9 protein-coding genes and 1 riboswitch are annotated in these 11817 nt (G+C 65.5%); of the genes, 2 read left to right on the top strand and 7 right to left on the bottom strand.

Features of this window, described 5'->3' with window-relative positions; all coding sequences use genetic code 11:
* Positions 1-63 precede the first annotated feature (63 nt).
* A riboswitch (M-box (ykoK) riboswitch) is annotated at positions 64-237 on the top strand.
* Between the two features lie 342 nt (positions 238-579).
* The gene (mgtA, locus tag ACFVH2_RS16585; RefSeq protein WP_378426621.1) at positions 580-3285 is read left to right on the top strand and encodes a magnesium-translocating P-type ATPase; all 2706 of its coding nucleotides are present in this window, start codon (positions 580-582) and stop codon (positions 3283-3285) included.
* Positions 3286-3921: 636 nt separating this feature from the next.
* On the opposite strand, the gene ACFVH2_RS16580 is transcribed toward mgtA, so the two are convergent.
* From ACFVH2_RS16580 to ACFVH2_RS16550, 7 genes are all read right to left on the bottom strand, one after another.
* Positions 3922-5919, bottom strand: coding sequence for an acetoacetate--CoA ligase (locus ACFVH2_RS16580; protein ID WP_378426619.1), 1998 nt, complete (start codon positions 5917-5919; stop codon positions 3922-3924).
* Positions 5916-6245: a Dabb family protein gene (locus tag ACFVH2_RS16575; protein WP_378426617.1), complete on the bottom strand. Its 330-nt coding sequence runs from the start codon at positions 6243-6245 to the stop codon at positions 5916-5918. Before ACFVH2_RS16575 ends, ACFVH2_RS16580 begins: the two co-directional genes overlap by 4 nt.
* A gap of 8 nt (positions 6246-6253) precedes the next feature.
* Positions 6254-7177 (bottom strand): VOC family protein, encoded by a 924-nt coding sequence (locus ACFVH2_RS16570; protein WP_378426615.1) that lies wholly within the window; start codon positions 7175-7177, stop codon positions 6254-6256.
* 15 nt (positions 7178-7192) lie between these two features.
* Positions 7193-8062 carry a fumarylacetoacetate hydrolase family protein gene (locus ACFVH2_RS16565; protein ID WP_378426614.1) on the bottom strand — a complete coding sequence of 290 codons (870 nt, stop codon included), beginning with the start codon at positions 8060-8062 and terminating at the stop codon, positions 7193-7195.
* A gap of 35 nt (positions 8063-8097) precedes the next feature.
* Entirely contained in the window at positions 8098-9303 is a 1206-nt protein-coding gene (locus ACFVH2_RS16560; protein ID WP_378426612.1) for an acyl-CoA dehydrogenase family protein, read from the bottom strand.
* A gap of 52 nt (positions 9304-9355) precedes the next feature.
* Positions 9356-9874, bottom strand: a complete 519-nt coding sequence (locus ACFVH2_RS16555; RefSeq protein WP_378426610.1) for a flavin reductase family protein — start codon at positions 9872-9874, stop codon at positions 9356-9358.
* Between the two features lie 231 nt (positions 9875-10105).
* Positions 10106-10915, bottom strand: coding sequence for a FadR/GntR family transcriptional regulator (locus ACFVH2_RS16550; RefSeq protein WP_378426608.1), 810 nt, complete (start codon positions 10913-10915; stop codon positions 10106-10108).
* Positions 10916-11572: 657 nt separating this feature from the next.
* Between ACFVH2_RS16550 and ACFVH2_RS16545 the strand changes: the two genes are divergently transcribed.
* A complete protein-coding gene (locus ACFVH2_RS16545) occupies positions 11573-11812 on the top strand; it encodes a hypothetical protein (RefSeq protein WP_378426607.1) in 240 nt (79 codons plus the stop codon).
* Positions 11813-11817 lie beyond the last annotated feature (5 nt).

Here is an 11817-nt window from a genome sequence, read left to right as displayed (position 1 = left end):
AGAACTCGCCGATCTGGGGCATACGGGTTGACATCCACCCGACCGTGGTGCTTGATTGTCGGCGCAGCACCTCGTTAGGTGAGGCGTCTGCACGAACACAGGCCACTGATCTCACGACGTCGAGAGACGCCCAAGGTCAGGACAGGTCTCCCCGGATTAAGGGGTGACCCAAAGTGGCTTCCCGCAGCGATGTGGGACACGTCGTGCAGTGCCAAAACTCGTACGTGGGGGTGTCGAACTCGCGAAACCGGCCTGTCGGGTCGGTTTCGCTCGTCGTCGCGTAGCGACATTCGATTCTGCCCCTGAAGTGCTGTCGCCACATGCAATAGCGGAGCTGCGTCCTCGACGGGCCCGCACACGAACCGGGGAGGTGACCACCGTGGACGAACCGCCGAGTCGATATCCGGCCTCGCCCGGATTTCTCACCGCCGGTGTTCACCGCGCCCGCTAATCGCGGACCGCCGGCCCTTCACATCGCGGCATCACCGCCGCGCCCATTCTCGCGACAGCCACAGTCGCCGAGCCTATTTCGTCGTGCGCGAACACTAGCGGGTTCGCGGATGACCGAGAGATTTCGTCATGTCATCTACCAGCGTCTCCGCACGGCCGGGACGTCCGAAGAAGGCCACCGAGCGGAAGGGTCAGGCGGTCCTGGCCGAGCGCCAGACGACCGCGTTGGCCGAGTTCGGCCGACTGCGACAGCCCGGTGTCTACGCCGAACTACATACCACCCCAAATGGATTGAGGTCAGATCAGCTCGACGTCCTGCGTCGCAAGCACGGCGCCAACGAGGTCCGCCACGACCGTCCGGCACCGGCGATCGTGCAGTTCCTCGCCACCTTCAAGAACCCCTTCATCCTGATCCTGCTGTTCCTCGGCGTGATCATGTACGCCATCGACGTCCAGTGGGCGGACCCCGAGGAGGGCCCGGACTACCAGGGGGTCATCACGGTGAGCGTGATGGTGCTGGTCAGCGTGACGTTGCGGTTCTGGCAGGAGTACCGGTCCGGTCGTGCCGCGGAGGCACTCAAGGCCATGGTCAGCACCACCGCGGCAACCACCCGTCACATGGGTGAGACGGTGGTGACCGCCGAGATCCCCATCGAGCAACTACTGCCCGGCGACATTGTGCAGCTCGCGGCCGGCGACATGATTCCCGCCGACGTCCGGGTGGTGCGCGCGAAGGACCTGCAGGTCAACCAGTCGATGCTCAGCGGCGAGTCGATGCCCGCGGAGAAGACCGGTGATGCCGTCGCCGGTCTCGACCCGGCGCGCATCCTCGAGGCGGAGAACCTCGGCTTCATGGGCACGTCGGTGGTGTCCGGATCGGGGACCGCGGTGGTGGTTCACACCGGCGACGACACCTATTTCGGGGCTATGACCGCCGGACTGGCCACCACCCGACCCGAGACGAGCTTCGACATCGGGGTCAAGAAAGTCAGCTTCCTCCTGATCCGGTTCATGGCCGTCATGGTGCCCGCGGTGTTCATCATCAACGGTCTCACCAAGGACTGGAGCCAGGCCCTCCTGTTCGGCGTTGCAACCGCGGTCGGTCTGACGCCGGAGATGCTGCCGCTGATCGTCACCGCGAACCTCGCCAAGGGTGCGCTGCACATGTCGCGACACAAGGTGATCATCAAGCAGCTCAACGCCATCCAGAACTTCGGCGCGATGGACGTCCTGTGCACCGACAAGACAGGCACGCTCACCGAGGACCGGATCGTGCTCGAGGAACATCTCGACACCGCCGGCCGGCCCAGCACGCACGCGCTCCGCTTGGCCGCGATGAATTCGGTGTTCCAGACCGGACTGCGCAACCTGCTCGACGGCGCGGTCGTCGAGGCCGCCGGACCGGAGCTGATCGCACGGATCCGCCGCGAGCACGGCCTGGTCGACGAGATCCCGTTCGACTTCGCACGCCGACGGATGTCGGTTGTCGTCGACGACGGCGACACCGACCTGATCATCACGAAGGGCGCGGTCGAGGAGGTGCTCTCCGCGTGCACGTCCGTCGAGTTGGACGGCGTGTCCCACGATCTCGCGCCCGGTCTCGTCGCCGCGATCGACCGCCTCGTCGCGCAGCAGAACGGTCAGGGCAAGCGTGTCCTGGCGCTCGCCACCCGGCGCGTCCCCGCCGACGCGCCGGACGGCACCCGCCGCGAGTACTCGACGGCGGACGAGACCGAGATGACGCTGGTCGGGTTCCTCACCTTCCTCGATCCACCGAAGGCATCCGCCGGCGCCGCGATCGAGGCGCTCCACGCACACGGGACGGCGGTGAAGGTGATCACGGGCGACAACGAGCTGGTGGCTGAAACCGTCAGCGGCAAGGTGGGGTTGGACGTCGGGACCGTCGTCACGGGGGCGGAGATTGACCGTCTCGACGACGGCGGGCTCGATGCGATCGTCAAGGAAACGACCGTCTTCGCGAAGGTCAATCCGCTGCAGAAGGCGCGGATCGTGGAGTCGCTCAAGCGCAGCGGTCACACCGTCGGCTTCCTCGGTGACGGGGTCAACGACGCCCCGGCGCTGCGGGTCGCGGACGTCGGCATCTCGGTGGACACCGCCGCCGACATCGCCCGTGAGTCCGCCGACATCATCCTGCTGGAGAAGGACCTCGGGGTCCTCGAGCGCGGTGTGGTGGAGGGGCGCCGGACCTTCGGCAACATCCTCAAGTACATCAAGATGACGGCCAGCTCGAACTTCGGCAACATGTTCTCGGTGCTGGTGGCGAGCGCGCTGCTGCCGTTCCTGCCGATGATCCCGGCGGTGCTGCTGGTGCAAAATCTCGTCTACGACCTGTCGATGTTGACGATTCCGTGGGACCGGGTGGACAAGGAGTTCCTGGACAAGCCGCGCAAGTGGGAGACCCGCAGCCTGACCCGGTTCATGATCTTCATCGGCCCGATCAGCTCGATCTTCGACCTCACGACGTTCGCCCTGATGTGGTTCGTGTTCTCCGCGAATACACCCGATCAGGCATCTCTCTTCCAGTCCGGATGGTTCATCGAGTCGCTGATCTCGCAGACGCTGATCGTGCACATGATCCGCACCCAGCGGATCCCGTTCCTGCAGTCGCGCGCATCCCTGCCGGTCATGGTCACCACCGGTCTCGCCTGCGTGTTCGGACTGGTCTTCCCGTTCACCGGATGGGGGCACTCGCTGGGACTGGTCTCGCTGCCGGGAACCTACTTCCCGTGGCTGGTCGTGACGTTGGTGGCCTACTGCGGGTTGGCGCAACTGGCGAAGGTGTGGTTCATCCGTCGCTTCGGCGGCTGGCTGTAGGAGCAGCGCCGGCCACGACCGTCGCCCTGATACGGATCAGACCTGGTCCTGCGGCCGGCGCTGGCCCACACGTTGGTTACCAGCCACCACAGTGGCCCCCTCCGTCCATCGCGGGCACAGTCCCCGAACGGTGCTGTGTGCCTGACCACCACCATCGTCGTTCCCTCGGCGCCGATTCCGGCTCTGACCCGCGGCTTCCGCACCGCCTACCCCGAACCACCGGCCACAACTTACAGATCCAGAGGAGGCACATGCACCAGTAGCCGTCACACCCGAGCATCGACCCCCAGGAAGTCCGTCATCTGGAGGCACTGGAACGCAAGCCACCGAAGTTCAACCACCCACAGTTACCAAAGGAGCACACCATGGGATCCTCTGCAACAGAGCTCGGACAGATCGGCGCCGTCGCGGGACTCGCATCGGCAGTCATCGCCGTCGTCGGCGCCGTCGCCGGAGTCGCCGCACTGTCGGCATAGACACGGTCGTCGACCACTCGGCCTGCAGTAGGGCCCGCATCCAAACCGGATGCGGGCCCTCTTCGATCACCAGATGGCGAGCTGTTCGCCCGATCGCGGCAGTCACGGTCCTAAATAATGTGTCGCGCAACATATTCCGTTGCCGGTAAGGTCTCTTACGTCAGGTTACCCCCGACAACCGGCGGTGCGCGCCGATGAACTGCTCAAAGTGGAGCAGGGCGTCTGGATTGTCCACTGTGTCGACGCCGATCACATGACTCAATGACCTGCCTTGGATGAGGCGTTTCACCGGTACCTCGAGTTTCTTGCCGGTGCGGGTGTGCGGGATGGCCGGTACCGCGATGATGTCGTCGGGGACGTGCCGTGGCGACGCCTGTGTCCGTATCGCGTTTGCGATTTTCTGCCGCAAGGGATCGTCGAGTTCGTGGCCGTCGGCCAGGACCACAAACAACGGCATCCAGTACCGGTCGCCGTCGAGTTCGGCTCCGATGACGAGCGATTCGGTGATCTCGGGGATCTCATCGACGACGTCGTAGATGTCGGCGCTGCCCAGCCGAACACCTTGCCGGTTGAGGGTGGCATCGGATCGACCGGAAACGATGACACTTCCGTGTTCGGTGACGGTGACCCAGTCGCCGTGCCGCCAGACACCGGGGAAGGTGGCGAAGTAGGCGTCGTGGTAGCGCTGTCCGTCGGGGTCGTTCCAGAAGCGGATGGGCATCGAGGGCATCGGTGCGGCGATGACGAGTTCGCCGACCTCGCCGGTGGCCGGGGTGCCGTCCTCCTGCCAGGACTGCAGGTCGACGCCGAGCAGTGGCACCGAAATTTCACCGGGCCAGACCGGTGCCGTCGGGGCGCTGCCGGCGAAGCCGCTGACGACGTCGGTGCCGCCCGTCGTCGACCCGACCTGGATGCGCGCACCGACTTCGTCGTGCACCCAGTGATAGCTCGGTGCCGGTAGTGGTGCACCGGTGCAGCCGATGAGCCGCAGTGCGGACAGGTCGTAGTCGGTGCCGGGATGCAGTCCGGCTTTCGCACTTCCCGAGAGGTATCCGGGGCTGACGCCGAGAACGTTCACCCGGTGATCGGCGGCGATCTCCCACAGCCGGTGGGGGCCGGGTTCGTTGGGACTGCCGTCGTAGAGCACGATGGCGGCGCCTACCAGCAGCCCGGAGGCCACCATGTTCCACATCATCCAGTTGGTGGTGGTGTACCAGAAGAAGCGGTCGCCCGGCCGCAGGTCGTGGTGCAGTCCGAAAAGCCTCAGGTGATCGATGACGACGCCGCCGTGGGAATGAACGATGCCCTTGGGCACGCCGGTGGTCCCCGAGGAGAAGAGCACCCACAGAGGATCGTTGAACTCCACCCGCACGAACTCCGGCTCGGTGGGCGCCGAGACCACGGCGGACCAATCTATTTGTGTCGCTGCCGGATCCGTCCGCTCCCACAGTCCGAGTATCGAGACCCGCAACGTGGCCCGCAACGACGGCATCGTCTCGAGCAGCTGCGCGACCTCGTCACGCCGATCGTGTTCTCGACCGTTCCATCGGTACCCGTCGGCTGCGATCAGCACCGTGGGCTCGAGTTGCCCGAGGCGGGCTTGTGCTCCGGCGGCCCCGTAGTCGGGACCGCACGCCGACCAGACGGCGCCGATGCCGGTGGTCGCCAGCAGTGCGACGACCGATTCCAGGGTGTTCGGCAGGTAGCCGACCACACGGTCGCCGCGCCGCACTCCCTGCTGACGCAACCACAGCTGCACCGCGCCGACCTTGCCGCGCAACTGGTCCCATGACACCTCGACCACCGCACCGGATTCGTCAATGGCGATGATCGCTGTGGTGGAACCACGATGCCGCAGCGCATGCTCGGCATAGTTGAGGTGCGCGCCCGGGAACCAACGCGGACCCGGCATCGTGGTGTTCGGCAGAACGTCGTCGGGCTGGTCCTCGATCTGCATGTCAAAGAACGAGGCCACCGTGGACCAGAACTCCGCTGGATGCCCGACCGAGTAGGACCACAGATCCCGGTAGGTCGGGTACCTGTCGCCGGTTCGGCTGGATACCAGTTCAGCGAACGCGGCGATCTGAGTCGTGGCGGTGTGAGTCGGATCGGGCTCCCAGATCGGAGCTGCGATCGTAGCTGCCTGGTCGACGGTCATGTGGGTTCTCCAACTTCTCGGACATGCGCGGTGTCGGTTTCGAACTGCACCACCGATTTCGTTGCGAGCAGTGACGACATCTCGCTGACGACGGCTCGGTGTTGCGGAGCCTGCATGTAGGCGGTGAACGCATCTGTGCCCTCGAAGACGGCGGTGAGAGCGAAATCGGCGGTCCCAGGGGTCAGTCCGATGTCGCCGCCGCACCGAAAGTCGGTGATCCCGGTGCACGACTCCGCCACCGCGGTCAGGCGACCGGCGAGGACGGCGGCAGTGTCGTCGGGGGCCTCCGGTGTGAAACTGAACGTGACGACGTGAGCGATGGCCATGATCGCGATCAGGCCCTGCTGTGGACGCCGGACATCAGGGCACCGAGATCTTCCGGTGCCAGGAACGACGGAGGTGGCGGCGGGCCCCAGCTGAACAGACCCTTGGCGCCCTCGAACGCTTCGGGTGTCCACAGTTGGTCGTCGACGATGGAGTCCATGTCGGAGTAGTACTCGCTGAAGTTGCCGGCGGGGTCCTTGAGGTACCAGAAGAAGTTCGAACCCGCGTGATGGCGACCGAGACCCCAGACGTGGCGATCGGGGTCGGTCTCGAGCATCCGCATCGCGCCCCGGCCAATGTCGTCGACGTCGTCGACCTGCCAGGAGGTGTGGTGCAGGAAGTTCACCGGCGCCTGTTGCACGAGCACGTTGTGATGATCGGTCGAGCAGCGCATGAACGCGGCCAGTCCCTTGACTTCGTCACTGACCTTGAATCCGAGGCCGTGGATGAAGAAATGTTGGGTGACGGCGTGATCGGTGCTGCCGATGACGGCGTGCCCGAGCTTGCGAGGCCGCACCGGGTTCTCGCGGAGAACTCCCGGAGCGCGGCAGGTTTCGCGTTCGAGGCGTCCAGGACCGTTGTAGGCGGGGGCCTCGACCCGCGACTGGACGATCCGTGGCTGCGCCTCGACGGTGACGTGGAGACCTGTGACCTGCTCAACTGCCGTGATGCCGGTTCCGGCGTACTCGAATGGGATGTCCATGCCGGTGAGATTGTGCGCGATCCGATCGATGTCGTCGGGGTCGTCGGCGCCGACGGTCAACGCGATCAGCCGGCGTGTGGGCGCCGCCACGATGCGGAGCTGTCGACCACCGTCGGTGGTCGACAGCCACCCGTCGGCTTCAGCGGTCAGACCGAAGTCCGTGTAGTAGGAGGCAGTGTCGGCGACGTTCGGTACGCCGACGGTGACCGAGGCGAGTCGATGAAGTGCCATGATCGATGTCCTTGTTCACTTGGTGGTGGCGACGAAGGTTTGGTGAAGTTCACCGATTCCGGTGACCCAGCTGTCGAGGCGTTCCCCCGGTGCGAGGAAGCGCTGGGGCTCGCGGCCCGCGCCGACGCCGGCCGGGGTTCCGGTGAAGATGACGTCGCCGGGGTAGAGGGTGACGTTGCGGGAGAGTTCGGCGACGAGTCGTGCGATGGGGAAGATCAGGTCGCGGGTGCGGCCCTTCTGCATCTCCTCGCCGTTGATCGAGCAACCGAGTTCGAGGTCGTTGCGGTCGGGAACCTGGTCCGGCGTGACCAGCCATGGGCCCTGTGGTGAGAAGCCAGGGAAGGACTTGCCGAGTCCGAACTGCGGTGCGGGGCCGCGTGTTTGGGTGACCCGTTCGGAGATGTCCTGGCCGACGGTGAGTCCCGCGACGTGATCCCACGCCGCGTCCTCGGACACGGCGGTGGCCCCGCGGCCGATGACGGCGACGAGTTCGACCTCCCAGTCGACTCGTCCTCCGTGAGGGATGACGACGGTCGTGTCGGGGCCGGAGAAGCTCGACACGTACTTGGTGAACACGGGCGGCAGGTTTTCGGGCGAGGCGAAGCCCGACTCCGCGGCGTGCTCGTCGTAGTTCAGGCCGACGGCGAACACCTGCCGCGGCGTCGGCGAGGGTGCGCCGAGCCGAGTGCGATCGATGGTGAAGGTGTCTGCGCCCGAAGGGTCGTGGGTAGCTTCCCAGTCGACCACCTGGGGCCACTGCTCGTACACAGAGGTGAGATCGGGGCTGAACCGGCCATCAGAGGCAGCGGCGAGGTCGATCCCGCGCTCGGCGCCGGCCTCTCCGGTGATCAGGGTGGCACGGCCGTCGTAGTTGGCGATACGCATGTCGGATGACTTCCTCGAGTTCGTGGGTGTTCGGGTCAGACCATGGGGGTGATGGGTTCGGCGACGCCCAGCAGCGCCTTGCCGTAAACCTCGTAGCCGACGGCGGGCGCGACGATCGCATGACGTGCCGCGGTGGCCGAGTCACGCCAGATCCGCTGCAGTGGGCTGACCTCGGCAAATGAGCCGGCCCCGTGAGCAGACAACAGGATCTCGATCGCGCGGGTGACGCATTCGGCGACGTAGCCGGTGTCCGAGCGGACGCGGGCACGGACGAGGTGGTCGGGGTACTCGTCGCGGGCGGCGGCCTCGTCGATGTCGGCCGCCGCGCGGTAGGCGTGTAGGTGCGCGGTGTCGATCAGTCGGGCCGCTTCGGCGATCTGCAACTGGAAGGCCGTCGACTCCTTCTGCGAGGTGAAGAAGGTGTACGAGATCGGCTTCGTGGCGGCCTTGCCGATGACGAAGTCGAGTGCGGCGCGGGCCATGCCCAGCTGCGGGCCCACCAGCACGAGCGCAAGGACCGGGATCAGTGCGGAGCGGTAGAGGGCCTCGTTGGTGTGAGGGGTGGAGTAGGTGCCCGTGATGGCCGGCGGGATGCTGAGTACCCGGTGATCCGGGACGAAGATATCGTCGGCGATCAGGCAGTTGCTGCCCGACGATCGCATGCCTGCGACGAACCAGGTGTCCTCGAAACTCAGGTCAGTCCTCGGGATCAGCGCGGAACCCTGATCGACGACATTGCCGTCGGCATCGGTGATGGGGATTCCCATGACCGCCCAGGTGCAGTGGTGGGAGCCGGAGTTGTAGTACCACTTGCCGCTGACTCGGTACCCTCCGTCGACTTTGCGAGTTTCCGCTGTGGGCGCAAGCACACCGGACACCTTCGCGTCCGGGTCGGCACCGAACACCTCGTCTTGCGCCTGTTGAGACATGAGACCGACGAGCCAGTTGCAGACGTTGGTGAGGCCGACGACCCATGCGGTGCCGCCGTCTGCTTCCGCGACGACCGAGGACACCTCGAGCATGTTCCTGATCGGGGTTTCGTAGCCGCCGTAGCGCTTGGGCACCGAGATCTTGAAGAGCCCGGCGTCGGTGAGGGCCTGGATGCTCTCCTCGACGACGCGGCGGTCCCTCTCTCCCTGTGCCGCGTTGGCGGCGATCAGCGGCTTGAGTTCGCGGGCGCGAGCGACGAGTTCGGCCTCCGTGGGAACGGTGGAGGTCGGGGCCGAGGCGAGTGTGGTCATTGTCATCTCCTGGGGTTGACGAGAGATCGATGTCGGATGGTCGTGGGCTGGATCAGCTTGCGCAGGCGGCGATCTGGTCGACGATCGCCGGACGGGCGCGGGTGGCGAAGCGGGAATGCGTACCGAAGGTGCGGTGCCCGTAGACAAGCGGGGGGCGGTGCGACGACGCCGCTCCCTTCACCGCGCCGATCAGGAGCAGATGGTCGCCGGCTTCGAAACTCTGGCGTAGGTCGCACTCGGCCCAGCCGGCCACCTGATCGAGTCGCGGCAGGCCGTGGTTCATCGACCACGGCGTCGATCCGAAGCGGTCGGCTCCGCGGGAGGCGAACACGGTCGCGGTGCCCTCTTGAGCAGCACTGAGGACGTTCACGCCGAAGCGTCCGGTAGCCAGGATGCGCTCGAGCAGCGCCGAACGAGTGTCCAACGCGATCGACAGCAGTGCCGGTCGCAGCGACAGCGAAGCCAGCGAGCTCACCGTCGCCCCGTGGGGTCCGTCCTCGTCCGCGGTGGTGACGACGGCCACCGGGGCGCACACGCCGGCCATCAGGTCACGAAAGTGTTGGTCGAGCATCGCGTACACCTCCAAATAATCATGATTAATTATCTGCGTCACAGCATGCAGGTGATCCAGGCCACTCGTCAAGGAGTTGAGCGAAATTAGTCATGATCATTTTGGCGAGCCTGATTAATCGCACGGCGGCACCCGGCGGCGGCGCAGGAAAGCGCCGCACCTCATCGCTCCCGTTCAGCGAGGTGGGGTCGTGGCCGACACCGGCGAGGGTCGGCCCACAGAATCGAGCGGCTACTCGTTCGCGTCCGGCGCTCGGAGGATCATCGTCGGATCAGTGCGACGAAGCGCGTCGACGGCGTTCGTCGCGTTGCGCTCGCGAAGCGCGTCTACGAGGTCCTCGACCACGCCGGCGAGGCCATCGAGCCACACGGGGACATCGTCCAGCGAGCCCTCCAGCCTGGCTCGCAGGTGGGAAGTCCCGACGTCCATGACACTGAGGTACAGACTGTCGAGGAGACTGTTACGTCCGATGCCGGCGAAGTGCTCGTGAACGTCCCATGCGGCCCAGACGAATCCGGAGATGTCGTGGCGATCTCGAGTTCTCCGCACCTCGGACATCAACTTGTCGAGGGTGCCCTGATCTGCCTCGGTGATCTGGGCCAGCGCTTCGTCGACCAGAAGCGGGGCCAGAGCGTCGCGGATCCGTATCGACTCCGCGAGCGAGGAGTCGCTCCGGGTTGCAGATCGAAACCAGCCGTTCATACGTGAGAGCGGGGAGGGATCGAGAGCGAAGATGCCACCACCGGGGCCCGGTCGCGAGGTGATGGTGCCGCGCTCCTGAGCGAGCTTGATGGCCTCGTTCACGGTGCCGACCGAGACCCTGCACAGCCGACGGATGTCGTCTTTGCTGCCGATCCGCTCGCCCGGAGACATACCCGCGGCAACTCGGGCGATCTGATCGGCTGCCAACTCCGCACGTGAACCACCAACGGAGACCGTTCCCGGTAGCGTCACCGCCGATCGCCGCCACGTGTCCGGCTTGTATGCCGGAACATCAGGCGGTTCGTGAAGTTCATCGGGCCTGTCGGCAGCCTCGGTCATGTCATCTCTCGGACAGTGCGAACGTACGTTCAAACCGTAGCGCACCCGCGGCAATCGATCACGATCAATGGGGTCGAGTCATAGGTATGACTCCGCCCGTCGCATCCGCCGAAAGGACGCTACTCAAGAGCGACTCTTGGCGACGTCGTCGTCGAGTGCGGTGCCGTCGAACGAGTCAACACGTCGTGCCGGATTGTACGAGGTCGATGCCCGGTTTCGATGTGAAGGAGGGGCACGAGGTGTCCAACGAGACCGAGAGGCGTCGTCTGATACGGGCAGTAATCCCCTTGCACCGACACACTTTCGATCCACTCCCCACAATCCAGTCACCGACTGGGCCTACTTCGAGATCATGTGCGGCGACGCCGACGTTGCGTGTTCGAACCGATCCGCAACGCAGCTCACATCAACCCCCATTCCCACCGAGGTCCGCGAGCTCGCCTACGAGGAGTTCCTGGCCAGCGCCAGACGTAGGGGATCAGCCGGGCCGCCTGGCGATCGCCCGGCGCACCTCGTCGTTGGCGAAAACTGGAACGCATCCAGATTCCTGTGTGATCAACGGCCATCGCTGTGATTACCGACTGGTCGACCTATCCAATCCGCATGCAGCCCACCACGCTCCGGCATCGGTGAACACCCTGGCACTACGCGATTGTGGTGGTCACCGCCACCAGCCCACTCAACGTCCTGACATCACGCATGGTGTGCGTCGGCCCCGGCCGGACATCGTGGAACTCGCAGACGGCGATCGCAACGTTCGTGGAGTTCCTGGCACGGCGAATAGTGAACAACAGTCGCGTTCCCTACACCACCCAACAGGTCCACAGCGAGGCCTTGTCGGCACGGCTCGTCGACTTCCGCGCTGGCGCCTTCGTGACGCACGACCTCGCTCGGTGAGATCG

It is taken from the genome of Rhodococcus sp. NPDC127527, assembly GCF_042672245.1.
Classification (GTDB): Bacteria; Actinomycetota; Actinomycetes; order Mycobacteriales; family Mycobacteriaceae; genus Rhodococcus_G.
This window is presented reverse-complemented; position numbering and strand designations above follow the sequence as displayed.